Source organism: Marinobacter sp. E2, from assembly GCF_055755345.1.
Genome location: NZ_CM146911.1, coordinates 3,779,720 through 3,804,044, shown reverse-complemented (window position 1 = coordinate 3,804,044; position 24,325 = coordinate 3,779,720). Strand labels below are relative to the sequence as shown.

Annotated in this window: 21 protein-coding genes and 1 riboswitch; of the genes, 16 read left to right on the top strand and 5 right to left on the bottom strand. The window is 61.2% G+C overall.

Annotated features, from left to right (window positions below):
- Positions 1 to 9 precede the first annotated feature (9 nt).
- The gene (locus tag AC0J1C_RS17315; RefSeq protein WP_473045003.1) at positions 10 to 2,085 is read right to left on the bottom strand and encodes a TonB-dependent siderophore receptor; all 2,076 of its coding nucleotides are present in this window, start codon (positions 2,083 to 2,085) and stop codon (positions 10 to 12) included.
- 398 nt (positions 2,086 to 2,483) lie between these two features.
- Between AC0J1C_RS17315 and nhaB the strand changes: the two genes are divergently transcribed.
- Both nhaB and AC0J1C_RS17305 read left to right on the top strand, forming a co-directional pair.
- A complete protein-coding gene (gene nhaB / locus AC0J1C_RS17310) occupies positions 2,484 to 3,989 on the top strand; it encodes a sodium/proton antiporter NhaB (RefSeq protein WP_375183366.1) in 1,506 nt (501 codons plus the stop codon).
- A 91-nt stretch (positions 3,990 to 4,080) separates the two neighbouring features.
- Positions 4,081 to 4,932 (top strand): substrate-binding periplasmic protein, encoded by an 852-nt coding sequence (locus AC0J1C_RS17305; protein WP_473045002.1) that lies wholly within the window; start codon positions 4,081 to 4,083, stop codon positions 4,930 to 4,932.
- Positions 4,933 to 4,938: 6 nt separating this feature from the next.
- On the opposite strand, the gene AC0J1C_RS17300 is transcribed toward AC0J1C_RS17305, so the two are convergent.
- Positions 4,939 to 5,673, bottom strand: a complete 735-nt coding sequence (locus AC0J1C_RS17300; protein WP_473045001.1) for a DUF3047 domain-containing protein — start codon at positions 5,671 to 5,673, stop codon at positions 4,939 to 4,941.
- Positions 5,674 to 5,754: 81 nt separating this feature from the next.
- Positions 5,755 to 5,978, top strand: a riboswitch (cobalamin riboswitch).
- A 110-nt stretch (positions 5,979 to 6,088) separates the two neighbouring features.
- On the opposite strand from AC0J1C_RS17300, the gene AC0J1C_RS17295 reads away from it, so the two are divergent.
- The 4 genes from AC0J1C_RS17295 (at position 6,089) to AC0J1C_RS17280 (ending at position 11,982) form a co-directional block, all read left to right on the top strand.
- Complete coding sequence (locus AC0J1C_RS17295) at positions 6,089 to 8,866, top strand: ribonucleoside-diphosphate reductase subunit alpha (RefSeq protein ID WP_473045000.1); 2,778 nt, start codon at positions 6,089 to 6,091, stop codon at positions 8,864 to 8,866.
- A 293-nt stretch (positions 8,867 to 9,159) separates the two neighbouring features.
- Positions 9,160 to 10,218 (top strand): ribonucleotide-diphosphate reductase subunit beta, encoded by a 1,059-nt coding sequence (locus AC0J1C_RS17290; protein ID WP_473044999.1) that lies wholly within the window; start codon positions 9,160 to 9,162, stop codon positions 10,216 to 10,218.
- Positions 10,219 to 10,445: 227 nt separating this feature from the next.
- On the top strand, positions 10,446 to 11,150 hold the full coding sequence (locus AC0J1C_RS17285; RefSeq protein ID WP_473044998.1) for a substrate-binding periplasmic protein: 705 nt from the start codon (positions 10,446 to 10,448) through the stop codon (positions 11,148 to 11,150).
- A 55-nt stretch (positions 11,151 to 11,205) separates the two neighbouring features.
- Positions 11,206 to 11,982, top strand: coding sequence for a CLCA_X family protein (locus tag AC0J1C_RS17280; protein ID WP_473044996.1), 777 nt, complete (start codon positions 11,206 to 11,208; stop codon positions 11,980 to 11,982).
- A gap of 36 nt (positions 11,983 to 12,018) precedes the next feature.
- Here AC0J1C_RS17280 and AC0J1C_RS17275 read toward each other — a convergent pair whose 3' ends face one another.
- Positions 12,019 to 12,702 (bottom strand): DUF4396 domain-containing protein, encoded by a 684-nt coding sequence (locus AC0J1C_RS17275; RefSeq protein WP_473044995.1) that lies wholly within the window; start codon positions 12,700 to 12,702, stop codon positions 12,019 to 12,021.
- Positions 12,703 to 12,878: 176 nt separating this feature from the next.
- Here AC0J1C_RS17275 and AC0J1C_RS17270 point away from each other — a divergent pair, with 176 nt between their 5' ends.
- From AC0J1C_RS17270 to AC0J1C_RS17260, 3 genes are all read left to right on the top strand, one after another.
- A complete protein-coding gene (locus tag AC0J1C_RS17270) occupies positions 12,879 to 13,091 on the top strand; it encodes an acetyltransferase (RefSeq protein ID WP_473044994.1) in 213 nt (70 codons plus the stop codon).
- Positions 13,092 to 13,156: 65 nt separating this feature from the next.
- Entirely contained in the window at positions 13,157 to 13,702 is a 546-nt protein-coding gene (locus AC0J1C_RS17265; RefSeq protein WP_473044993.1) for a hypothetical protein, read from the top strand.
- Between the two features lie 65 nt (positions 13,703 to 13,767).
- Entirely contained in the window at positions 13,768 to 14,736 is a 969-nt protein-coding gene (locus AC0J1C_RS17260; protein ID WP_473044992.1) for a hypothetical protein, read from the top strand.
- A 10-nt stretch (positions 14,737 to 14,746) separates the two neighbouring features.
- Here the strand turns inward: AC0J1C_RS17260 and AC0J1C_RS17255 are convergent, their stop codons facing one another.
- Complete coding sequence (locus AC0J1C_RS17255) at positions 14,747 to 16,078, bottom strand: S8 family serine peptidase (protein WP_473044991.1); 1,332 nt, start codon at positions 16,076 to 16,078, stop codon at positions 14,747 to 14,749.
- A gap of 128 nt (positions 16,079 to 16,206) precedes the next feature.
- Here AC0J1C_RS17255 and AC0J1C_RS17250 point away from each other — a divergent pair, with 128 nt between their 5' ends.
- From AC0J1C_RS17250 to ahpC, 7 genes are all read left to right on the top strand, one after another.
- The gene (locus AC0J1C_RS17250) at positions 16,207 to 16,698 is read left to right on the top strand and encodes an RNA polymerase sigma factor (RefSeq protein WP_473044990.1); all 492 of its coding nucleotides are present in this window, start codon (positions 16,207 to 16,209) and stop codon (positions 16,696 to 16,698) included.
- Positions 16,695 to 17,423 carry a hypothetical protein gene (locus AC0J1C_RS17245; protein ID WP_473044989.1) on the top strand — a complete coding sequence of 243 codons (729 nt, stop codon included), beginning with the start codon at positions 16,695 to 16,697 and terminating at the stop codon, positions 17,421 to 17,423. The genes AC0J1C_RS17250 and AC0J1C_RS17245 overlap by 4 nt, the downstream gene beginning before the upstream one ends.
- 188 nt (positions 17,424 to 17,611) lie before the next feature.
- Positions 17,612 to 18,217, top strand: a complete 606-nt coding sequence (betI, locus tag AC0J1C_RS17240) for a transcriptional regulator BetI (RefSeq protein WP_473044988.1) — start codon at positions 17,612 to 17,614, stop codon at positions 18,215 to 18,217.
- 61 nt (positions 18,218 to 18,278) lie between these two features.
- A complete protein-coding gene (gene betB / locus AC0J1C_RS17235) occupies positions 18,279 to 19,748 on the top strand; it encodes a betaine-aldehyde dehydrogenase (protein WP_473044987.1) in 1,470 nt (489 codons plus the stop codon).
- Between the two features lie 160 nt (positions 19,749 to 19,908).
- Positions 19,909 to 21,594, top strand: coding sequence for a choline dehydrogenase (gene betA / locus AC0J1C_RS17230; protein ID WP_473044986.1), 1,686 nt, complete (start codon positions 19,909 to 19,911; stop codon positions 21,592 to 21,594).
- Positions 21,595 to 21,807: 213 nt separating this feature from the next.
- Positions 21,808 to 23,025 carry a BCCT family transporter gene (locus AC0J1C_RS17225; protein ID WP_473044985.1) on the top strand — a complete coding sequence of 406 codons (1,218 nt, stop codon included), beginning with the start codon at positions 21,808 to 21,810 and terminating at the stop codon, positions 23,023 to 23,025.
- A gap of 180 nt (positions 23,026 to 23,205) precedes the next feature.
- Positions 23,206 to 23,769, top strand: coding sequence for an alkyl hydroperoxide reductase subunit C (gene ahpC, locus AC0J1C_RS17220; protein ID WP_091989094.1), 564 nt, complete (start codon positions 23,206 to 23,208; stop codon positions 23,767 to 23,769).
- 75 nt (positions 23,770 to 23,844) lie between these two features.
- Here ahpC and AC0J1C_RS17215 read toward each other — a convergent pair whose 3' ends face one another.
- Positions 23,845 to 24,324 carry a redoxin family protein gene (locus AC0J1C_RS17215; protein WP_473044984.1) on the bottom strand — a complete coding sequence of 160 codons (480 nt, stop codon included), beginning with the start codon at positions 24,322 to 24,324 and terminating at the stop codon, positions 23,845 to 23,847.
- Position 24,325: the final 1 nt, after the last annotated feature.

The window sequence follows — 24,325 nt, the reverse complement described above, 5'->3', positions numbered from 1 at the left end:
GTTCGCCAATTACCAGCGATAGCGCAGGCTGGCCACCACACTGCGCTCTGCGCCGTAGTAGCACCAGTAATCGCAGCTCGCCACGTACTCGCGATCGGCCAGGTTGCTCACGTTCAACTGGGCCTGCCACTGGGGCGCGAAAGCGTACTGGGCCATCATGTCGAACACGGTGTAGGAAGGCACTTCCGTACTGCCGTCTTTGGTTTCGCCGACGAAGCGAGCGCCGGCGCCTACCTTGAGGCCCGGCGCCAGGTCGGTGAAGCTGTAGTCCAGCCACGCCGACGCCTGGTGGCGGGGAATGAGCGGGGCCTGGCGTTCGCTGCGGGCGGTGGCCTGGTCGCGAACCTTGGCGCTGTTGTAGGTGTAGGCGGCGGTCAGCTCGAGCTGCTCGGTGAGGTAGCTGACACTCTCCAGCTCGAAGCCTTCAGTGGTGCGCTCGCGATCCTGGATCTGGAAGCCACCCTGGCTGGTGCCCAGGGAATTCTCCTCTTCAATCCGGTAGACTGCGGCGGTTACGTAACCGTCCAGGTTGCGGGGCGCAATCTTCACACCCAGCTCGATCTGCTCGCCGGTACGCGGCTCGTAGAGATTGCCGTTGCCGTCGGTGCCGGCAATGGGCTGGAAGGATTCAGTGTAGGACACATAGGGGGAGACGCCGTTTTCGGCCAGGTACATCACGCCACCCGACAGCGACAGCTGATCATCGTCCGCCTCCTGGCGGGTGTTGGCGTCGCGGTTGATGTTGTCCACCTTCGCCTGGTCGTAGCGTGCGCCGGCCAGGAACACCCAGCGGTCGTCCAGGCGCAGCTGATGCTGGAGGTAGTAGCCGGTCTGTTGCTTGTCGGTTTCGGTAACGACCAGGTCGGCGGGCGTGATTGGTGTGAAATTACCGTACTGCGGATCGAACAGATCAATGGGGCTTCCGAACATTGAAAAGCCGCCGACACCGTTCTGTTTACCCTTGTTGTTCAGATCCTGGTAATCGACCCCCGCCAGGAAGGTGTGCTCGGTGCGATCCGTGTACCAGTTGCCCACCACGCGGTTATCGACCGTCCAGCTGTCGATCTTGCCGTCCCGGTAGGTCAGGTAGCGCTGGCCTTCCCGCGGACCGGTCTGGAAAAAGATGTAGCTGCTGCGCAACAGCAGATCCAGCTCGCTGTACCGGAAATCCTGCTCGAACCGCCAGACATCGTTGATCTGGTGGCTCAGGGCATAGCCCAGGGAAGACTGGGTGCGCTCATTGGTGTCGTAGCCGGGCTCACTGTAGTTGGTGGACGGATCCACCTTGCCAAACGGCGTGCCCTGAACGGTGCCGTAGGCCAGTTTGAACGGATTGGTGGGAACGGCGTCGTCCTTCTGGAAGCTGGCCAGGAGCGTCAGGCTGGTCTGGTCCGTGATATCCCACGCCAGGCTGGGTGCCAGGTAGTAGCGCTCGTTCTCGGTGAAGTCCAGGTCGCCTTCGCCATCGCGATACAGGCCCACAAGCCGGTAGCGGACGTTATCACTTCCGGCGACCGGTCCGGAGGTGTCGACGCCAAGCTGGCGGTGCTTGTCTGTACCCGCCTGCACCAGCACCTCGCCCTGAGCCTCCCTGGTCGGGCGTTTGCTGATGGCGTTGATCACGCCGCCAGGAGGCGCCTCACCGTACAGGATGGAGGCCGGACCCTTGAGCAGTTCGACCCGTTCCAGGCCATAGGTCTCCGGCAGCCACTGGTAAAAGCCCTCGCGGTAGATGCGCAGGCCGTCCTGATAGGTGGCCTGGTCAAAGCCACGGATCTTCAGCCAGTCGGTGTCGTTATCGTCACCGTAGTGGCCCGACAGCACGCCGGCCCGGTACTGGAAGGTCTCATCCAGGGACTGCACGTTGCGCTCCCTGAGTTCTTCCTCCTCGACCACCGACGCGGGCCTCGGGGTTTCCACCAGCGGCGCCTCCACCTTGAGCGCCGTGGCAGAGACCACCAGGGCATCCAGACTTTCTGGCGAGTCATCCTGCGCCAGGGCGGGCATCGACGTGGCAACAATACCCAGGCTCAGGGTAAGTCGGATGGCGTGTGCCAGGGGAGTGGGTAAGAAAGCGGCAGACATAGGGAGAGCACCTTTGCATCACGGATGTTGGTCGGGCGGTGAAGAACTCACCGAAATTCGCCGAATCTTATTCTTAAAGAAATCGTAATGCAAACCAATATCATTACCATGAATCCGGTGAGTTGCACGGACACCCGGCCCTGCCGGTTAAATATTCATGAAAACACCGAATGTGGCGGGAAATCGGTTAGAATGCGGTCGCCCCTGGGGTGTTAATTAAGTAATATTACGAAAATAATGCTGTTGGCCAGACCTGTTCTCTTTTCTTTTTGCTATTAAGACCAAAAGCGGTCGGAACGTTGTACCTTTGAACCATACCCTGGTACGCAAATATCAAGGAAGATGCGGGGCCTCTGGCACACAATACCAACAAACCGCTTTCTCAGAAGATGTTCGCCATGCCCACAACCGTTCTCTCCGGCTTCACCCACAATTTCCTCGGTAAAGCGCCCGTCTGGTACAAGCAGGTCATCCTGCTGTTTCTGGCAGCCAATCCTATCGTGATGTGGACCCTGGGCCCCGGAACCGCCGGCTGGCTCCTGATTGCCGAGTTCATTTTCACCCTGGCCATGGCACTCAAGTGCTACCCGTTGCTGCCGGGTGGCCTGCTGGCGGTGGAGGCGTTGCTGATCGGGCTGACAACGCCGGATGCGGTCTACCTGGAGGTACTCACCAACTTTCCGGTCATACTGCTGCTGATGTTCATGGTTGCCGGCATCTACTTCATGAAAGAACTGTTGCTGGTGACGTTTACCCAGATCCTGGTGGGCGTGCGCTCCAAGTCGGCGCTGTCGCTGTTGTTCTGCAGTGCTGCGGCCCTGCTGTCGGCCTTCCTGGATGCCCTGACGGTAACCGCCGTGATCATCAGTGTGGCGGTGGGTTTCTACTCGGTGTACCACAAAGTTGCCTCGGGCAAGGGCTATCAGCACAAGGACCACAACGCTGGCAGCGATGACGAAGTGATCGAGCTGCACCGGGAAGACCTGGAAAACTTCCGGGCTTTTCTGCGCAGTCTGCTGATGCACGGCGCCATCGGCACTGCCCTGGGTGGCGTTGCCACCATGGTGGGCGAACCCCAGAACCTGCTGATTGCCAAGGTCGTAGGCTGGGACTTTGCCGGGTTCTTCCTGCATATGGCGCCGGTGAGCCTGCCGGTGCTGGCGGCGGGGCTGGTTACCTGCTGGGCCCTGGAGAAGCTGCGTTGGTTTGGTTACGGCGGTCGGCTGCCCAAGCCGGTGCGCCGGGTGCTGGAGGAGTTTGCTGAAAACGAGCGCGCCAAACGCACCAAAGCTGACCAGGCCGCACTCTGGGTGCAGGCGGTTGCCGCCGCCATCCTGGTGGTGGGCCTGGCCCTGCACCTGGCGGAGGTAGGGCTGATCGGCCTGTTGGTGATCATCCTGATTACCTCCTTTACCGGCGTTACCGACGAGCACCAGATTGGTAAGGCCTTCCAGGAATCGCTGCCGTTCACCTCCCTGTTGGTCGTGTTCTTCGCGGTGGTGGCGGTGATCCACGAACAGCACCTGTTCAAGCCGATCATCGATTACGTGCTGTCGCTGCCCGAAGCCCAGCAACCGGGCATGTTCTTCATCGCCAACGGCGTGCTCTCAATGATCAGCGATAACGTGTTCGTAGCGACTGTGTACATCAGTGAGGTCAAGCAGGCACTGGAAGCCGGCGCCATCAGCTACGAGCATTTCCAGGAGCTGGCGGTGGCGATCAACACCGGTACCAACCTGCCCAGTGTGGCCACGCCCAACGGCCAGGCGGCGTTCCTGTTCCTGCTGACCTCGGCAATCGCGCCGCTGGTTCGGCTGTCTTACGGCAAGATGGTTATCATGGCATTTCCCTACACCCTGGTGATGGGCGGCGTGGGCCTGTACATGGTGGTTAACCACATTTGACATCCCGGCCGGATTTTTTGCGGCCTGGGTCAGTGCAGATCTGCGGGTGTCTGTTAATCTTCCCTTAAATAAAAGCGGATAAACGGACTCCATGTACAGCTGTTGTTTCGACGTTCCCGAGTTCAGGAGGCTGGCGAAGGGGCGGGTGTTCATCGCCCGGCTCGCCGGCCTGTGCCTTTTGATGTTCGCGGCGTGGGGCGCTTTTGCCCAATCAAATTCCGAACCGGTGGCGACGGCCCCGATCCTGCGGGTGGCGTACCTTGAGTTTCCCCCGATTACCTATCAGAACAGCAACGGCCAGCCCGCCGGCAGCTTTATCGAGCTGACCAGCAAAGTAGCGGTTGAGGCCGGCTATCAGCCCGAGTTCATCTACCTGCCGGTGAGCCGCGTGTACCTGTATCTAATCAACGGCCTGATTGACGTGTGGCCCGGGGTCACCGACGTACCAAGATTGCAGGGCAATGTTCTGGAGAGCTGGATAAGTCCGGCGCCCGTCCATCTGAGCGCCTGGTACCTGGAAGGTTCGCCACCGCTGAGCCATCTGGATGAATTGCGCGGCAAACGGGTCATTGTTATTGGCGGCTATACCTATGCGGGACTGCTGGACTGGCTGGACGCCCATCCGGACATTCGCATCACCGAAGCCCCAAACCATCGCTCGGCCGTGGATATGCTCAAGCGCAGGCGGGGGGATTACCTTCTGGATTATCGTCAGCCTGTACGACAGGTACTAGTTCCGGGATCCGATGACATGCTCCGGGAATCGGAAGTGCGCACCCGGGATCTCGCCTGGATTTTCTCGCTGGCCCATCCCCGGGCGGCACTGATGCGGGATGAGTTCGATGACGCCTATCTGCGTCTGGTGGAAAGGGGCGAAGTGCCCCCGGTTCGGGACCTGACCGGCGCCTACGTCATTCCCGGCTACCCGGAGCAACTCCAGTGACTGTGATCAGGGTGCCAGCCGGACATCGCCATACCAGGCGGTGGCCCGTTCGCCCGTGTTGTCTGAATCCGACATGATGGCCACCCCCACAATGGGCGGCGGCGCCTCGCCAAACGCCTGCCGATAGTCGGCGACAATGTCTCGTTCCACCGTTACCCAGTCACCGACCCGTTCCCTGCCGGAATTGACCGCCACCATCATGGTCTTGTCGGTGTAGGCGTTGGCGATGAAGGTGCCCTCCGGCAGGGTGTTGGCCCAGATGTAGTTCAGGGCATTGCCGGGCAGGGACTCGCCGAACAGCACTTCCACGGTCTTGCGCTTTGCCCGCTCGAAAAAGCCGGCCTTTTCCGGCTGAAACTCGAACGCCACGTAAATCCGGGCCGGGTAGTCGTCCCCGGACTTGCTGCGGGCGTTGCCTTTCTCGAAAACGTTGGAAACCTTCCAGCGCCACTTAAGAATCAGCGAATCACCCGGCTCGACGCTGACCCGGGCAATCAGACCGGATGCGCTGCCATCGGTGGTGGCCTTGACCACCTGCTGGCCGTCGTCGGTGACCAGCTCATAGCGGGTGTGCTGCTCGATATTCGGGAAATTCAGGGGTTCCCAGTCGTCGGTCAGCGACTGCATTTCCGAAAAGGGAGTCAGTGCGGCGTCCTCGGCATGGGCGAGGTTGATGCTGCTGCAGCTGAAGAGGCCGGCGAGCAACAGTGCCGTCCATCGCGGGTATCGGTTCCGGGCCATGGCGTTCACTCGAGTCTGAAGGTTACCGGTGCAGACAGGGGTTTTACAGAAAAGTGCCTTGTTGTTGAAGGGTGACCTGTATATAGTGTTCTCATCCTTGGTCAAGTACCAGATATTGTGATTACTTCGTAATCAACGCATTCTGGTATCGGGAATCCGGTGAGACTCCGGAACTGACGCGCAGCGGTATTGGGGAACAAGCACGGCATTACGACACTGGTTGAAACCGGGAAGTCGCCGAGCGAGGCCGAATCCAACGATTCACGCCCCTGAGTCCGAAGACCTGCCAGGGAGATAACTGCACCTTCGCGTTTCAAGGTGAGCAGACCGGTGTCGCCCAGCCATGCCCATGGCGAGGTGTGCCCCTGCGTACGCGAAGGTGAAAGGAATTCAACGCGTATTCAGGAGAACAACCATGTCCGCCTCCGTTCTGGCCGAAGCCCAGCCCGAATCCCAGTCCAAATCGAACACCTCCACCCAGGCCCTGCAGGTGATTAAACGCAACGGCACCCTGGTGGGCTTTGATGCCTCCAAGATCACCGTGGCCGTCACCAAGGCCTTCCTGGCCGTGGAAGGCGACCAGGCCGCCGGTTCCGCCCGCATCAATCACGCCGTCAAACTGGTCACCGACCAGGTGGTGCAGGCCATCAGCCGGCGCCTGAAGGCCGGCGGCAAGGTCCACATCGAAGACATCCAGGACCAGGTGGAACTGGCCCTGATGCGGGCCGAGGAACAGAAAGTCGCTCGCGCCTACGTGCTGTACCGGGAAGAACACGCGCGCCAGCGGGCCATCGATGAGCCGGTGGAAGCCCACCCGCACCTGACCGTGAAAAAGGCCGACGGCACCATCGCGCCCCTGGACCTGGGTCTGATGAAGCTGCAGGTGGAGCAGGCCGCCGCCGGGCTGGAAGGCATCGACGGTGAGTCCCTGGTGGACGACGCCCTGCGCAACCTCTACGACGGCATTGAAGAAACCGAAGTGCTCTCGGCCCTGATCATGACCGCCCGGGGCCGCATCGAGCGGGAGCCGGACTACAGCGCCGTGACCGCCCGCTTGCTGCTGGAACAGCTGCGCCTGGAAACCGGTGAAGCCCTGGAACTGCCGCGTAACCAGTCCCTGGCGGAGGTGTATCCCCAGGCGCTGACGGCCTTTATCCACGCCGGCATTCGCCACGAACTGCTGGACGAAGCGCTGGTCGGCTTTGATCTCGAGCGCCTCGGTGAGGCCCTCAAGCCCGAGCGCGACCTGCAGTTCGGCTTTCTCGGCCTGCAGACCCTGTACGACCGCTACTTCCTGCACTGGAACAAGGCCCGCCTGGAACTGCCCCAGGTGTTCTTCATGCGTGTGGCCATGGGCCTGGCCCTGCGCGAGGACGACCCGAACGAGCGGGCCATCGAGTTCTACAACCTGCTGTCCTCGTTCGACTACATGGCCAGCACGCCCACCCTGTTCAACAGCGGCACCCGCCACTCCCAGCTCTCCTCCTGCTACCTGACCACCGTTCAGGACGACCTGGAAGGCATCTACGGCGCCATCAAGGACAACGCCCTGCTGAGCAAATGGGCCGGCGGCCTGGGCAACGACTGGACGCCAGTCCGTGCCCTGGGCTCCCACATCAAGGGCACCAATGGCCAGAGCCAGGGCGTGGTGCCCTTCCTGAAAGTGGTCAACGACACCGCCGTGGCGGTGAACCAGGGCGGCAAGCGCAAGGGCGCCGTGTGCGCCTACCTGGAAAGCTGGCACCTGGACATCGAGGAATTCCTGGAGCTGCGCAAGAACACCGGCGACGAGCGCCGCCGAACCCACGACATGAACACCGCCAACTGGGTGCCGGACCTGCTGATCGAGCGCATGCGCGAAGACCGGGAGTGGACCCTGTTCTCCCCGAGTGACGTCCCGGACCTGCACGACCTCTACGGCAATGCCTTCCGCGAGCGCTACGAGCACTACGAAGCGCTGGCCGAACAGGGCCAGATCAAGCTGTTCCGGAAAATCTCCGCCAAACAGCTCTGGCGCAAGATGCTCACCGTGCTGTTTGAAACCGGCCACCCCTGGATCACCTTCAAGGACCCCTGCAACCTGCGCTCGCCGCAGCAGCACCGGGGCGTGGTGCACAGCTCCAACCTGTGCACGGAAATCACCCTGAATACCAGCGCCGATGAAATCGCCGTGTGTAACCTGGGTTCGGTAAACCTGGCCGCCCATATCAAGGACGGCGAGCTGGACGTCCAGCGCCTGGAACGCACCGTGAACACCGCCGTGCGCATGCTCGATAACGTCATCGACATCAACTACTACGCCGTGCCCCAGGCGAAGAACTCCAACCATAAACACCGCCCAGTCGGCCTCGGCCTGATGGGCTTCCAGGACGCCCTCTATCAGCTGGGCCTGCCATACTCCAGCCCGGAAGCGGTGGAGTTCGCCGACGTGGCCATGGAACAGCTCAGCTACTTCGCCCTGCGCGCTTCCGCCACCCTGGCCGGCGAGCGCGGCGCCTACGAAAGCTACGAAGGCTCCCTCTGGCAGCAGGGCATCCTGCCGATTGATTCCATCAACCTGCTGAAAGAAGCCCGCCGCGACGGCGACCTCTCGGTCAACACCAACGCCCGCCTGGACTGGACCCCGGTGCGCGAGCTCATCGCCAGGAACGGCATGCGCAACAGCAACGTTATGGCCATTGCGCCAACGGCCACCATCTCCAACATCGTGGGCGTTTCCCAGTCCATCGAGCCGGCCTACCAGAACCTGTTCGTCAAATCGAACCTCTCCGGCGAGTTCACCGTGGTCAACCCCTCCCTGGTCCGCGACCTCAAGGCCGAAGGCCTGTGGGATAACGTGATGGTCAACGACCTCAAATACTTCGACGGCAGCGTGCAGCAAATCGACCGCATCCCGGCTGAACTCAGGGCCCGCTACGCCACCGCCTTCGAGATCGACGCCCGTTGGCTGGTGGAAGCCGCCGCCCGACGCCAGAAATGGCTCGACCAGGCCCAGAGTCTCAACCTCTACATGGCCGAACCCAGCGGCAAAAAGCTGGACGCCCTGTACCAGCTGGCCTGGGAGCGCGGCCTGAAAACCACCTACTACCTGCGCTCCCTGGGCGCCACCGGCGCGGAAAAAACCACCCTGGTGGCGGCACCGCAGCCGCAGGTATGCAGCATCGACAACCCGGACTGCGAGGCCTGTCAGTAAGCCGCGGTACATGTAGGTCGGATTAGCGCAGCGTAATCCGACAAGCAAGCCCGATTACAGGAACAAAGTCGGATTACGCTGCGCTAATCCGACCTACGCACTATAAACGGCGATTACTCCCAAGCCTGAAGAACCGGGCTGGTCTGGCCTCCCAAAAATGTCTGCAGCCATGGATGGCTGCAGCCAAGCCCCCCAGGGATGGGTTCACGGGCGGTTTTTGGGAGGCCAGACCAGACCGGTTCCTCCACCAGTGCAAGCAGGCTGGGAAGACAAAGAACCCGGAGGTAAAAAACATGCTCGATTGGGACGACGAACCAAAAACCCAAACCAAGGCCGCCAGCCCCCAGGGCCCGGCCCCGGTGAACGTCGACGACAAGCGCGTCATCAACGGCGAGACCGACATCAACCAGCTGGCACCGTTCAAGTACCCCTGGGCCTGGGAGTACTTCATGAACGCCAACAAGAACCACTGGACCCCCCTGGACGTGAACATGGCCCAGGACGTCTCCGACTACCACCACCGCCTGACCCCGGCGGAAAAACACGTCTACGAGAACGTCCTTGCCTACCTCACCACCTCCGACATCCTCGCCATGCGCAACATCGGTCTGGCGGTGATGGAGAAAATGAGCGCCCCGGAACTGCAGATCTACCAGGCCCGCCAGGTGTACGAGGAAGCCATGCACACCTGGGCCTACCAGCACTGCATCGAAACTCTCAACCTGGACCAGAGCGAAATCTACAACCGCTACCGCGTGGTGCCGGCGATCAACGGCAAGATCCAGATTGCCAACCGCCGCCTGGACGCCGCCATGCGCCCGGACATGAACCTGCGCAACCGCGACGACCTGCAGGAGTTCATCATGAGCTACCTGTTCTTCGCGGCGGTGTTCGAGGGCACCTGGTTCTACAACGGCTTCAGTCCCATCTTTGCCCTGCAGCGCCGGGGCCTGATGCGCGGCACCGGTGAACAGCTGCAGTACATCCTGCGGGACGAAGCCATGCACTTCTCCTTTGGCCTGAAAGTGGTCAACCAGATCGTCGAGGAAGAAAACATCACCTTCGACCCCAAGGCGGTGCGTGACATGTGGGACGAATCCGAAGCCGCCGAAACCGCCTACGCCAACTACATCCTGCGCGACCCCATCCTGGGCTACTCCGCCGAGTATCACAGCGAGCAGTTCCGCTTTGTGGCCAACCGGCGGGCACGTACAGTCGGGCTTGAGGAGCCGTTCCCGGGCGCGAAGAACGTCTCACCCTGGCTCGACGAGCAGGCTACCCTGCGCAAAGAGAAGAACTTCTTTGAAACCCGAGTGATCGAGTACCAGACCGGCGCGCAGCTGGAGTGGTAGGTTGAGCGGAGCCGCCGGTGTCATCGCCACGAACCTGCATAAACTTTTTCGCGGGACGGGGCGTATGGTTTAATTGTCAGCCGCCAGGGAGTCGGATGACTCCCTGACTTGCACGAACCTAGCGCTCCTCAAAGGGATCCAGGGTGAATAGACAGCGTCTGAAAGAATTGGCCGCGTCCTTGCGGCTCGTTTACCTGGTGGCAGTCCTTGTTTTCCCGGGTGTCGCGATGGCATCCGGTAAACTCACGTTTGCCTTCGCGGAACAATCACCGCCCTACAGTTTCCTGATTGATAACAAGGCTGCCGGTCTGTTTCCCGATCTTGTGCAGCTGGTGTTCAGTGATATCCCCGGTTATAGCGTGGCGAGCGCCGTGATGCCCTGGTCGAGAGCCCAGCACAGCGTCAGATTTGGTCCTGCCGACGGGTTTCTCACCTATCCGTCAGACGCCCGACAGGACTACGCCATCTTCTCGGCGAGACCGCTTTTCACACAGGACTTTGGCCATCTGGTCTACTCGGCGGAGAACCCCAACAGAGACCAGATTGAATCCGCTACGAGCTTCGCTGACCTGGCCAACTTGAAGGTGATCGTTGAAAAGGGCTCAACATGGGAAACGGAAAACATACCTGACTATCTGGAGCGCGTGCCGGGGCGAGACGTGGACACCATGATGCATCTGCTGATGCTGAGAAAAGCCGGGGATTTTATGGTGCAGCCCGCTGAAGACGCCCGCTTCACGGCGCGGAAACTCGGTTACTTGAAGAACCTGAAGGTCCGCAAGGTTGATTTTATTCCCCACTCAATGATCCCTTTCCATCTCGGCGTTTCCCGGCGTTTTCCGTCCGCCGCAGAGCTCATTCATCAGGTTGACGACGTTATGCAGCGTGCCGAATTCCGCTCCAAACTGAATCTTCTTCTCGAAAGCTACTGATGAGGCGCTATTTGTCGCCATATTGTTCCCCCGCGCACAAGCGCGTTATTGCGCCGTGAACCGAGACCTGGATCCCCGCAGACTGGACCACGTGGCCGGCGCCCCGGTCACCTTCCTGGACGTACGTCGTCGTTTCCAGTTTCGCAGTGTGGAGATTGGCCGGTGGGTCACCGAGCCCGAAAAACAGCGCAGCGCTGCCCAGTTCTACAGCGCCCTGAGCGATCTGATGGCCAACCTCGGTGGCACCGAGAGCCTGATCTCCCTGCGCGGCACCCTGGCGTTGCAGTACGGTATTGGCGGGCGGCCCGGGGTGTCGGCCCATTACACACCGGCGACCCGCAGCTTCGCGCTGGCCAAGAACGCGGGCCCGGGCAGCATTGCCCACGAATGGTTCCACGCTTTCGACCACTACATTGCCGACAAACTTTTCCCGGGCACCCGACCCGGCGACTTCGGTTCCCGACTGTGGCTGACCCGCGAGGACGCGATTGCCCATCCGCTGAACGATCGCCTGCAGGCCTGCTACAAGGCGGTCCTGCTGGACCTCAGTGGCAATCAGCCGAGCAACCTGTTTCGTCAGTCCGTGAAGGCGGACAAAGTTGCCGGCGTGCATTACTACAGCCAGCCGGAAGAGCTCTGCGCCCGAGCCTTTGAAGCCTTCGTACAGGACGCGCCGCACAAGAACGCGTTCCTGGTAAAAGGGACCAAGGCCTCCGAAGAGGCCGCACTGGGCCTGTACCCCGAGGGTGAGGAGCGAGCACGGATCAACGCGGCGTTTCAGCGGTATTTTGCGAGTCTGGGGCAGGCATTGCGACGCAGTGAGGGGGCATGACCGCCGCCCTGGCGACGGCCACATCCCGAGATGCGTTCAATGGCAATGCGCGTGCGCGGCCGCGTCTTCATCCCGCGGATCGCCCATGCCACCCTTGAGGCCGTATTTGATCAGCAGCAGGTTGGCGGGCCAGGCCGCGAACAGACCCAGTGAGAGGGATACATACAGCGAGGACCAGAACAGGGCGTCGCCCATGGTTGCTTCGCCGCCCAGGTAGAGGTCGGTGCTGATCGCCACTGACTCCATGACCACGATGCTGATGGTCTCGGCCACGAAAGCGCCCTTGAAGGCCTCCTTGAAGGGCATGCCATTCTGCATCATCGGCCCGATGTTGAGGGCAAAGCCAAAGATGTAGGCCAGACTGAAGGTGATAATCGCGGCCCAGAAGTTGCCCATGGCAAACAGGCCAACGGAAATGATCACACCCAGAATCTCACCGATACCACAGCCCGAGTAACAGTGCGCAACGGAACGAAAACCCTTGCGGGCAAGACTGTCGGTGGGAATCTGCTTGCGCCCCGAAAAGCGGTAGATGGCGAGACCGATGGGCCCGGAATAGAGCACGGTCAGGCCCCACACCCATTGCATCATGGAGGCAATGTGGCTGTTGCGGGTTCGAAGATCGTGGATGACCCAGGCAACGCTGGCAGCCACCAGGGCCAGCCAGATGCCAAGACCGCTCCAGGTGTCGATCAGATTCTGGATGTACTCGAGGCTCACGATAGGGACCCTCCCGTCTCTGGAAAATGAGCTTATAACCATAGTCGTTAAGGAGGAGTTTCGGTTTTTCAACCCCGCGCCCGTAGCCGACCCGACGTGAGACTGCCTCCGACCTGTCTGTAAGTCCGAGCCTCTGCTACGTTTAAAGGAGTATTTTCCCGCTTTCGGAGGTTCCTATGTTTGTCGCTGAGAAAGCAACCGGACACCTGATCGAGGTGCTGGATACCAGTGCCCTCTTTGATCCACATCTGGATAGCATCAAGGGCAGTCTGCACTATGGAGAAGAAGCCCAGGACCCGGAATCTTTCCAGAAATCCGAACTGGTTTTCCCTTCCGGTGAACCCCTGCCGAAGTGCTGGACCGATCCGAATTACCGCCGTAAGGAATAAATTCCGCGCTGAATCGTCCTCCTCGTGAAAGCAACCCGAAAAGGGCAAAACAGGAGGACGTAACCATGAAAAAGCACGTACTGACTCTCGCAATCTGTTCCATCCTTTCCACCGGCGCCCTGGCGGCCGAAGGTTCCGGCGCGGCCAATGCCAATGTTCAAGCGGAAACCAGCATGAAGGCTGAGGCCAACACCCAGAGCGGCGTGTCCGCCCAGGGCAGCGGCTCCGCTTCCGCCGAGGGCAATCTAAACGGCCAGGCGGCTCGTGACGAAGCCTCCGATCGGGGTCAGGCGGCTCGCGATGAAGCATCCGAGCAAGGCCAGGCCGCCAGCAACGAGGCGCGCCAGAAGGGCAACACCGCTGTCCGCGCCGGTGTCGAGGCGGGTCAGAAGGTTCGTGGCACCGCCAATGCTACTGCGGATGCGGCAACCGACACCGTTGCCGAGCAGCGTGAAGCCGCCGGCGAACGCATGAACAAGGCCCGAAATGCCGAAATCCAGGCTGAAACCAATCAGCAGATCGGCACGTCAGTCTCCGATAGCGTCAAAAGCGAAGTCCGTAACACCGTGAAAGGTACGGTGCAGGGTTCCGCTGGCGGCGGCCTGTTGTAAAGGCGTGATCCGAGCGCAGCCGGGCCGTTTCAGGCCCGGCTTTTTTCTGACAGAGAGGAGCCGATATGCGTTTGATACAGCGAATCTCCACCGTGTCCCTGGCTGTAAGACTGATGTCTCCGGTACTGGTGGCCGAGGCCGCGGACAAGGCTGAACTGAATGGGCATCTGGAAGGGGGCTACGAGCACGACAGCAACCTGACCGTGAACGAACTGAATGCCGCTTCCGGTGAGAGTGACGAGGCCTGGGTGTTTGATGCTGGTCTGGAAGGTATCCTCAGGCCTGCAGAACGACTGAACGTCACACTGGGCTATTCGGTGTCCGGGCGTCGGTATCAGACGTTTGACCGGTTTGATCAGGACATCCACCTGGCTTCCGCCGACATCAGTTACGACTTCGATCCGGTCACTGTCGGGGCGAGCTACCATTTCTCCCATGCAACACTGGGTTCCGACCCTTTCCTGGATTATCGGCGGGCGAGTGTCTATCTGGGGCGTCTGGTGGGTGACGATGTCTACCTGCTGGCGAGCCTGCAGGACAAGGCCAAGGACTTCGAGGACAGCAACGCCCGGGACTCGGACATCAAGGGCGCCAGCCTGGACGCGTTCTTCTTTTTCAACGAGGCCCAAAGCCACTTGCTGCTCGGGTTGGACGGCGACCGCGAGGACGCCGAAGCGGATGCCTACGACAACCGGCTGATCCGCTTCCGTGCCAGCCTGGTGCACAAGTTCACGCTGGCTGGCGAGGACAACCGGTTCCGCCTGGGCTGGCGCTTCGAAGACCGGGAATACGAGGCGGTGACCATCACCAGCAGCGATCCGTTGCTGACGGATCCGCTCACGGGTGACCTTACCGAGCGCAGTTCCAGCCAGCGTGTGGATCAGGCGCGGATCCTGGAAGCGGGCTGGCGTATCGGCCTGACCGAGGTGGTCAGTGTCGAGCCCAGCATTTCCTATGGTAACTATTCCTCCAACGTGGACTCGGCCGACTACGACAAAACCTTGGCCGGCGTCACCCTCCGGGCCGGGTTCTGACCCGTAAGGCTCAGTACTCCAGCAGGCCGTGACCGAAACTCTGGTCACGGCCAGGTTCGCCGAGGTCCCGGGCTATCCCGATAAGTGCCTTGATCGCCTGTTCGGCAGAAGCATCACGAAGCCGGCAGGCCAGGGCCGCCGTGACCACCGGTGCCGCCAGGGAGGTGCCGCTGTCAGATGCCAGGCCACCCTCCGGAGCGGCGACCGGAACCAATACCCCCCGCGCTGCAAACATCACCTGCTCGCCACGATTGGCCCACCGATAGAGCTCATTCGAGTCGTCCACCGCGGTGACACCGATGACCCCGGGATAGGCTGCCGGATACAGTGGCGGTGCTGCCGGTCCCTGGTTGCCCACGGCCGCCACCAGCACAATGCCACGATCCAGCAGGTTGCGGATAACCGTCGCCAGCACCCGGTTATCCGGCCCGGTCAGGCTGATGTTCAGAACCGAAATATCCCGCTCTGACAGCCAGTTCAGGCCCTCCAGAAGGTGGCCCAGGCTGGCACCGGACAGATCCCGGTTCCGGTCGAAGAACACGGACGCATTGAACAGCGTGGCACCGGGCAGGCGGGCCGGCGCCTCGCCGCTGAACTCGCCCACCATCAGGCCCGCGACGGCGGTACCGTGGGCGCGGGGCGCTGCTAGCTGGCCCCTGGTTCCGTCGACGTCCAGAAAACGGGATTGCACCACGCGCGCCTGCCGGAATGCCGGATGGTCGGTGGCAATCGCGGTATCCACCATCCCGACCCGGACCGGGGCGGAACACAGGCTTTGCCACTGAGGTGACTGACCCTGCGGCTCCGACGCCCCGTCGGCCTGCGGGCTATAGATGTGGTTTCGGTCCAGCCGGTCTGCAAGTCCCGGCAGGATTGCCCGCAATGCTTCCCGGGAGTCCAGCTCCGGTGATACCCGGAAGCGGACGAGGTTCAAACCTACTCCGCTCAGTTCCTGACGCTCGAGCAGCGTAATGCCGGCCCGGTCGAGCCGGTCAATTTCCTGCTCGGTGCCGGTAAACAGCCACTGACGCTCCACCGCGCGCCAGCCATCCTCGACGGCCACATCGGTGAACGCCACTTCGCCCTGTTCCGTCAGAACGGGAAGCTCTGGCGGCAGGCTTTCAAGCGGGTTCCGCACGGTATCAGGCGCGGCTTTCACCCGGTCCTCGACCTGTCGGGACAGCCTGCGTTCCACGAGGCGTTCTGCGCTCTGCTCCACCTGTCGGGTGACGGGCCCGGCCGCCCCGTCCAGCACACTGCCGGTACCCAGTGCCAGCACCGGGGTGGCGAGCGAGGCCAGGGCGAGCGCGGGGAGCCAATGGATCTTTCGGAAGTGCGTCATCGTGTCTGTCCAGATTCGGAAGTGTTTCATTCGATACAACGACCGGGTCGGGAAAAAATTCCGTTCTTTCATGGAATAAAACGGTTTCTGGCTCGTTTTACTGGTAACACCTATCAGCGAAGAGCGCTATGCAACAGGAAATCACCGAACTTTTGCCCAGGCTCAGACGCTTTGCCTACTCGCTAACCGGCTCCATGCCCGATGCCGACGATTTGCTCCAGAATACCGTGGAACGGTTGCTGGCCCGGGACATGCCGGAGGATGCAGACCTCACCAAGTGGGCGTTCCGGGTCTGCCGGAATGTCTGGATAGACGAGTGCCGGGCCCGAAAGGTTCGCCGGGAGGCAACAGAACAGCCGGAGCTCTCCGATGGCCAGGTCGTCGATGGCGAGCACCAGACGGCCCGCGAGATCGAGTGGAGTCGGGTAGATGCGGCCATGGCAACGCTGCCAGAGGATCAGCGCCAGATCATTTCCCTGGTGGCCATCCAGGGTTTCTCCTACCAGGCCGTTGCGGAAATCCTCTCGGTGCGCAAGGGCACGGTAATGAGCCGGCTGGCCCGGGCGAGGGCGGCACTGAGCGAGGCGTTGGCGCCTGTAACCATGAGGACCGGATCATGAACATAACCGACGAGACCCTGTCTGCCTTCCTGGACCGTGAGCTGCCCGAGGCGGAAATGCAGGCGGTGCGTGACCAGCTGGCGGCCGACCCGGCGCTGGCCGATCGCCTGGCGGAGCTGGCATCGGTCGACGCCCAACTGCAGGCCCGTTATGGCGAGATCGATGACCGGCCGATGCCGGAGGCGGTTAACCGGTTGCTGGCGAATGAGCCGCCCGCACGCGCAGGCGGCGAGCCGGACAACGTCATTGCCTTCCCCTGGTGGCGCCGGGTGCGTGAGCACACCGGCAAAGCCGTCGCCGCGGGTGTGATTGCCGGGTTTGCACTCGCCCAGTGGCTGGCCGTTCCGGGCTCTGGCGAAGAGGCCCGCTGGGCGGAGGTGGCACAGGCCCTGGAGACTCGTCCCAGCGGCGAGCCCCATGCCATTGACGACACCACCGTGACGCCGAGACTGACCTTCCGGAACCAGGCGGGTGACTGGTGCCGGCAGTACCTCGTGCAGTGGCCTGACCATGCCTCGGAACAGATTGCCTGCCGTACCGGTGCCGGCAACTGGGAGCAGGTGGCGAAAGTCGATGTCCAGGCCGGCCCTGTTTTGGACAGCTATCAGACCGCCAGCGGTGGCAGCGTGCTCGACAGCACGCTTGATCGATTGATGGCCGGTCCTCCGCTGGGGCGACAGGAAGAACAGGCACTGATGGAGCGCTGGTCTGACGCCGTGTACTGATGCGTTGATGCTGGTGTCGTGGCCGCTTCGCCCTGGAGGTGGCTCTTGTCTGTTTACTTTCTGTCCAAAGTTGAAACCCAAACGCCTTTTCTATAGGCTTTATTTTAATTGAACGTTCAATTAATAAAAAAGGCTGACATCAGTACCTGTTTTCGACACGGAAATCATTGGGAATACATGAAACCGCCATGCCAAAAGTAGGAATGAAAGACACTCGCCGACAGCAGCTGATCGAGGCCACCATGGCCTCCATCGCCGAGCTGGGCATGCAGAACACCACCATCGTGAGCATCAGCAAGCGGGCGGGGCTGTCCTCCGGCATCATCAGCCATTACTTCGGAGGCAAGCAGGGGCTGATCGAGGCGGCGTTGAGGTACCTGCTGGACCAGCTGGGCAAGGAGCTTCGGGAGCGCATGGCGAAAACCGACGGTTCGCCCGAGCAGCGGCTGAACTGCATCATCGAGTCGAATTTTTCCGAGTTCCAGCGCTCGGCGCTGGCGGCGAAGACCTGGCTCAGTTTCTGGGCCCGCTCCATGCATGAGCCCGGGCTGAAGCGACTGCAGCAGATCAACAACGCCCGGCTGTATAGCAATCTGCGCTATTCCTTCGCCCAGGTGCTCGCGCCCGAAGCCGCCACCGAGGCCGCCCGCCAGACCGCCGCCATGATTGATGGCTTCTGGCTGCGCAGCGCCCTGAGTCTGGACCCGGCGGAAAGCTTCGAAGCCGGCGAGCGGCTGTGCAAACAGTTTGTCCACGAGACCATCACCGGCACACAGGCTCGGGTCACCGCCTGAGCACGCACGAATTCAGCGGCCCACAAGGCCCGAAGACATCGAATCGAGGTAAGCACTGACCATGTCTGCATCCGTTCCCGTTATTCAGAACTTTGTCCACGGCCGGTTCCTGGCCAACAGCACCGGTGAAACCTTCCCGGTGGTGAATCCGGCCACCGGCCAGGTGATCTACGAGGTGGAAATGGCAGATGAGGCCGTGCAGCAGGCGGCCATTGAAAGCGCCCGGGCCGGTTTTGTCGAATGGTCCGGGATGGCCGCCATCGAGCGCAGCCGGATTCTGCTTAACGCCGTGGCTCTGTTGAGGCAGCGCAACGACGAGCTGGCCGCCGTGGAAGTGCGCGACACCGGCAAGCCCTGGCAGGAAGCGGAGGCGGTGGACGTGGTCACCGGTGCCGACGCCATCGAGTTCTTCGCTGGCCTGGCGCCGTCCATCGAAGGCAATCAGCAAGACCTGGGCGGCGATTTCTACTACACGCGCCGGGAGCCGCTGGGCATCTGCGCGGGCATCGGCGCCTGGAACTACCCCATCCAGATCGCCTGCTGGAAATCCGCGCCGGCGCTGGCCTGTGGCAACGCCATGATCTTCAAGCCGTCCGAGGAAACCCCCATGGGCGCGATCAAGCTGGCGGAAATCTTCATCGAAGCGGGTGTGCCGGCAGGCGTGTTCAACGTGGTTCAGGGTGCGGCCGAGGTGGGCCAGTGGCTGACCCATCACCCGGAGATTGCCAAGGTGTCGTTCACCGGTGAGGTGGCCACCGGCAAGAAGGTGATGGCGGCGGCGGCGTCGTCGCTGAAAGACGTGACCATGGAACTGGGGGGCAAGTCCCCGTTGATCATCTTTGACGACGCCGACCTGGAGAATGCCATTTCCGCCGCCATGGTGGGCAACTTCTACACCCAGGGTGAGATCTGCACCAACGGCACCCGGGTGTTTGTGCATGAGGACCTCTACCCGCGCTTTATCGAGCGACTGCTGGAGCGCACCCGCAACAACATTCAGGCGGGGGACCCGATGAACCCGGCCACCAACTTCGGTGCGCTGATCTCCAGAAAGCACCAGCAGCTGGTGCTGGATTACATCGCCAAAGGCCTGGCTGAGGGCGCCACCCTGAGCCATGGCGGCCGGGCCTTCGAGCCGGACGACTCGAAAGGTGGCTACTTTGTGGAGCCGACCATCTTCACCGACTGCACCGACGACATGACCATCGTGAAGGAAGAAATCTTCGGGCCGGTGATGTCCGTGCTCACCTTCCGTGATGAAGACGAGGTGATCGCCCGGGTCAACAACACCGACACCGGCCTGGCCGCCGGCGTCTTCACCAACGACATCCGCCGGGCGCACCGGGTGATTCACCAGATTCAGGCCGGTATCTGCTGGATCAACAGCTACGGCGCCTCGCCGGCGGAAATGCCGGTGGGCGGCTACAAACTCTCCGGCATTGGCCGGGAAAACGGGCGCGAGACCATTGCTCATTACACCCAGATCAAGTCGGTGTACGTGGGCATGCAGGACATCGATGCCCCGTTTTGAGCAGCCACCACAAAGGCCCTGCTGCACTGAACTGCAGCGTTGCGCGGTACTCGAAAGCTCACCTACCCACAGGTAAGCCTCGCTTTCTGCGTTCCGGGCGCCTTGCATTTCAGCACATCAGAACCTTTCTGGCGGCTGCTGAGTGAAAAGAGGATTGCGTATGACAGAAAACCGATACGACTACATCATTGTGGGCGCGGGCTCGGCCGGCTGTGTGCTGGCCAACCGCCTCACGGAGGATAGCGACAAGCGGGTGCTGCTGCTGGAAACCGGCGGCAGCGACAAGAGCATCTTCATCCAGATGCCCACTGCCCTGTCCATTCCCATGAACACCAAGAAGTACGCCTGGCAGTTCGAGACCGAGCCGGAGCCCTACCTGGACAACCGCCGCATGCACTGCCCCAGGGGCAAGGTGCTGGGCGGCTCGTCCTCCATCAACGGCATGGTGTATGTGCGCGGTCACGCCCGTGATTTTGACGAGTGGGAAAGCGAAGGTGCTTCCGGCTGGGGTTACCAGAACGTGTTGCCGTATTTCAAAAAGGCCGAGCAATGGGCCTTTGGCGGCGACGATTACCGGGGCGATAGCGGCCCGCTGGGCGTCAACAACGGCAACAACATGCGCAACCCGCTGTACAAGGCTTTTATTCGGGCGGGTGTGGATGCCGGATATCTGGAAACCGACGATTACAACGGCGCCCGGCAGGAAGGCTTCGGTGCCATGCATATGACGGTGAAAAATGGCCGGCGCTGGTCCACCGCCAACGCCTATCTGCGCCCGGCCATGGACCGCCCGAACCTGACCGTGGTCACCCATGCTCTGGTGCACAAGGTCTTACTGGAGGGTAAAACCGCCACCGGCGTGCGGTACGAGCAGGGTGGCAAGGTGCACGAGGCAGAGGCCGCAGGCGAGGTTATCCTGTCGGCCGGTTCGATCGGGTCACCCCATCTGCTGCAACTGTCCGGGATTGGCCGGCGCGACGTGCTGGAGCCCGCCGGTATCGAGGTAAAGCACGAGCTGCCGGGCGTCGGTGAGAACCTGCAGGACCACCTGGAGTTCTACTTCCAGTTCCGCTGCAAGCAACCGGTGTCGCTCAACGGCAAGCTGGACTGGTGGAACAAGCTCAAGATCGGCGTGCGGTGGATCCTGCGCAAGGACGGCCTGGGTGCCACCAACCACTTCGAGTCCTGCGGCTTTATCCGCTCCAGGGCGGGCGTCGAGTGGCCCGACCTGCAATACCATTTCCTGCCGGCGGCCATGCGCTACGACGGCAAGGAAGCCTTCGATGGCGACGGCTTCCAGCTGCACATTGGCCACAACAAGCCGAAAAGCCGTGGCTTCGTGCATGTACAGTCCGCTGATCCCAAGCAGGCACCGCGCATCCGCTTCAACTACCTGGAACAAGAAGCCGATCGCGAAGGCTTCCGGGATTGCGTGCGCCTGACCCGGGAAATCATCAACCAGCCGGCCATGGATGAGTACCGGGGCGCGGAAATCCAGCCCGGCGCCGACGTCCAGAGCGACGAGGAAATCGATGCCTTCGTGCGCCAGGCGGTGGAGAGCGCCTATCACCCCTCCTGCTCCTGCAAGATGGGCACCGACGAGCGGGCGGTGGTGGGCCCGGATACCCGGGTACATGGCATCCAGAATCTGCGGGTGGTGGATTCGTCCATCTTCCCCACTATACCCAACGGCAACCTGAACGCGCCCACCATCATGGTGGCCGAGCGGGCGGCCGATCTGATCCGGGGCAGGGAGCCCCTGCAACCGTCTGGCAAACCTGTGGTGATGGACGACCAGTGGCAGGCACGCCAGCGACCGGGACAGGCAAAACGCGCGCTCGCCTAGCGCGTTGTCATCCCGCCCGGGCGTGCAAGGCGCCCGGGGTTTTGCAAGCCCTCAGGATTTCCCTATCAGCGCGACGGCATCCCGCCGTTTTCGGGCGCCAGATAGGCAAGTCCTGGGTTTGTGTCCGATTCGAAAGAAGCAGCGCTTACAAAGTAGAGGAGGAACACCCATGCTGTTCACTATAATGATGACAAACAACCGGAGGTGCAGCGCATGACACTCTGGTTATCCACAGGACTCATTTTTACCTTCGCCGCCATTGCCCTGATTCTGTACAAATGGTGGGACATGCAGTGCATCGGCGTAACGCCGGTGCGTACGCTGACGTTTATTGCCATCCTGTTTACCTCCGGCCTGGATGTGGGGCTGATCATGTTCCCGCTCACCGAGTTCGGTGGCTACGGCGACCTTTCAGCCAGTCCGGAATACGGTTTTGCCAACCCCCTGGCCATTGAATTCGGCTTCTGGGCGTTCCTGATCTGGGGATTCTATTTCCTGACCTGCTTCTACTTCGCCATCATCGAACCGCGGGTCAAATTCTTCGAGATTCCACTGGTCAAGCTGGTGAACAACGTGGTGATCATTGGCACCTGTGCCTTCACCGCCTACCTGTTGTTGGTGAACCTGCCCTGGTACCTGCCGCAGCTGGGCGACGGGGAATCAGTGGTGCCGGCGTTCTATGTGATTGTGTTCCTGTCCATCGCGCTGGCGGTGTACTCGAGCTCGAAGATCAAGTATGTGCGTATTTTATCCATTGGCTCCAGCATTCTGTTCATTGCCCTGATTGTGGGCATGTGGTTCCGGGCGTTTGTCATGGGCAAGGGCTCTCCCGCCGATTTCTTCGGCACCGCCGGTATGCTGGGGGAATACTTCGCCAACATTCATCACTTCGTGCTGCCGATCAATGACTACCACGCCTTCTACCTGTTCTGGTGGTTTGCCTGGAGCATCATGATTGGCCAGTTCACCGCCCGGTTTGTCAGCGGCATAAAGACCTGGCAGCTGCTGATTGCCATGCTGGTGGTGCCGTCCATTGCCATCGGGGTGTGGTTCAGCGTGCTCTACTATTACCACGCCGAGGGCCTGAAGATTGCCGCCTTTACCAACATCGCGATGATCTCGGTGGGCGTGTTGATGGTGGTCAATTCGCTGGATTCCCTGATCCGCCTGTACACCGATAACCTGAACCTGACCGCGCAGCGGCTTGGCCGGGTCAACTACGTGATCTTCAACCTGGTGGCCATGATCGGGCTGACCATGCTGTTCCAGCTGGACTTTCTGCGCATTCAGTGGGTGGGCGCCCTGGTCATCGCTCTCTACTTTGCCTGCTTTGTGTATATCCTCGCTCGCAAACGGGAGGCCGTGGCTGCCATCAAAGCGTCACCGAAGGAAAATATTCTGGATTTCCGAAAGATTGAACTTGCCGGTTAAGGCCCCATGAATAAGGCGCGGGCAGGAATTTCCCGACCCCGGATTGGAAGAAGGGGTTGCCATAGGCTTTCCCTATCTGTGGTTTGGGAATTATCAATTTTATCCGCGCCATCATTATCCGTACTTTATGCGCCGTAAATTCATCGACTTAGAAATCCACTAAAAAGGAGATATCTTTAGATGGGCATCATCAACAGCGAGATCAAGCCGTTTAACGCCACTGCTTTCAAGAACGGCGAGTTCGTTGAAATCAGCGAAGCCGACGTAAAAGGTAAGTGGGCTGTCTTTTTCTTCTATCCGGCCGACTTCACCTTCGTCTGCCCCACCGAGCTGGGCGACGTGGCTGACAAGTACGAGGAGCTGCAGAAGCTGGGCGTGGAAGTGTTCTCTGTGTCCACCGACACCCACTTCACCCACAAGGCGTGGCACGATACTTCCGAGACCATCGGCAAGATCCAGTACTACATGGTGGGCGACCAGACCGGCACCATCACCAACAACTTCGGTGTGATGCGTGAAGGCCAGGGCCTGGCAGACCGCGCCACATTCGTGATCGATCCGGACGGCATCATCCAGGCCGTTGAGATCACCGCCGAAGGCATCGGCCGTGACGCCGACGACCTGCTGCGCAAGATCAAGGCTGCCCAGTACGTGCGCAAGCACCCGGGCGAAGTATGCCCGGCCAAGTGGAAGGAAGGCGAAGAGACCCTGGCTCCCTCCCTGGATCTGGTTGGCAAGATCTAAGCCTCTCTACGGAGACGCTTATCCACAAAAAACCCCGGAATTTCCGGGGTTTTTTGCGTCTGTGGGAACCCGCGCTTACTGGAGGGCTTCAAGGATGGTCTCGGCGCTGGTCTGGTCCAGGCCCTGGGGATCCACGTTCAGCAGCTCCACCTTGCCGTCGTTCACGATCATCGCGTAGCGCTGGCTGCGGATGCCCATGCCGTTGGCCGTGCGGTCCTGGGTCAGGTCCAGGGCTTTGGCAAATTCGCCCAGGCCGTCGGCCAGCATCACGATCTCCTCGGCGTTGTGGGCCTTGCCCCAGGCGTCCATCACGAAGGCATCGTTGACGGACGTGCAGACAATGGCATCCACACCCTTGGCACGCAGCTTGTCGGCATTCACCACGAATCCCGGCAGATGGGCCGCAGAGCAGGTGGGAGTGAAGGCGCCGGGGACGGCAAACAGCACGGCTTTCTTGCCGGCAAAGAGGTCTCGGGTGCGGACCTTTTCCGGGCCTTTGGCGCCCATCACCTGAAGTTCGATATCGGGCAGGGCATCGCCTGGCTGAATCGGCATT

Bases quoted from the DNA above. Each gene is read 5' to 3' on its own strand.
- AC0J1C_RS17215 (WP_473044984.1), bottom strand. From the start codon at position 24,324: ATGCCGATTCAGCCAGGCGATGCCCTGCCCGATATCGAACTTCAGGTG.
- nhaB (WP_375183366.1), top strand. From the start codon at position 2,484: ATGCCCACAACCGTTCTCTCCGGCTTCACCCACAATTTCCTCGGTAAA.
- AC0J1C_RS17300 (WP_473045001.1), bottom strand. From the start codon at position 5,673: ATGGCCCGGAACCGATACCCGCGATGGACGGCACTGTTGCTCGCCGGC.
- AC0J1C_RS17250 (WP_473044990.1), top strand. From the start codon at position 16,207: ATGCAACAGGAAATCACCGAACTTTTGCCCAGGCTCAGACGCTTTGCC.
- ahpC (WP_091989094.1), top strand. From the start codon at position 23,206: ATGGGCATCATCAACAGCGAGATCAAGCCGTTTAACGCCACTGCTTTC.
- betA (WP_473044986.1), top strand. From the start codon at position 19,909: ATGACAGAAAACCGATACGACTACATCATTGTGGGCGCGGGCTCGGCC.
- betI (WP_473044988.1), top strand. From the start codon at position 17,612: ATGCCAAAAGTAGGAATGAAAGACACTCGCCGACAGCAGCTGATCGAG.
- AC0J1C_RS17295 (WP_473045000.1), top strand. From the start codon at position 6,089: ATGTCCGCCTCCGTTCTGGCCGAAGCCCAGCCCGAATCCCAGTCCAAA.
- AC0J1C_RS17245 (WP_473044989.1), top strand. From the start codon at position 16,695: ATGAACATAACCGACGAGACCCTGTCTGCCTTCCTGGACCGTGAGCTG.
- betB (WP_473044987.1), top strand. From the start codon at position 18,279: ATGTCTGCATCCGTTCCCGTTATTCAGAACTTTGTCCACGGCCGGTTC.
- AC0J1C_RS17225 (WP_473044985.1), top strand. From the start codon at position 21,808: ATGACACTCTGGTTATCCACAGGACTCATTTTTACCTTCGCCGCCATT.
- AC0J1C_RS17265 (WP_473044993.1), top strand. From the start codon at position 13,157: ATGAAAAAGCACGTACTGACTCTCGCAATCTGTTCCATCCTTTCCACC.
- AC0J1C_RS17285 (WP_473044998.1), top strand. From the start codon at position 10,446: ATGGCATCCGGTAAACTCACGTTTGCCTTCGCGGAACAATCACCGCCC.
- AC0J1C_RS17255 (WP_473044991.1), bottom strand. From the start codon at position 16,078: ATGACGCACTTCCGAAAGATCCATTGGCTCCCCGCGCTCGCCCTGGCC.
- AC0J1C_RS17290 (WP_473044999.1), top strand. From the start codon at position 9,160: ATGCTCGATTGGGACGACGAACCAAAAACCCAAACCAAGGCCGCCAGC.
- AC0J1C_RS17260 (WP_473044992.1), top strand. From the start codon at position 13,768: ATGCGTTTGATACAGCGAATCTCCACCGTGTCCCTGGCTGTAAGACTG.
- AC0J1C_RS17315 (WP_473045003.1), bottom strand. From the start codon at position 2,085: ATGTCTGCCGCTTTCTTACCCACTCCCCTGGCACACGCCATCCGACTT.
- AC0J1C_RS17270 (WP_473044994.1), top strand. From the start codon at position 12,879: ATGTTTGTCGCTGAGAAAGCAACCGGACACCTGATCGAGGTGCTGGAT.
- AC0J1C_RS17305 (WP_473045002.1), top strand. From the start codon at position 4,081: ATGTACAGCTGTTGTTTCGACGTTCCCGAGTTCAGGAGGCTGGCGAAG.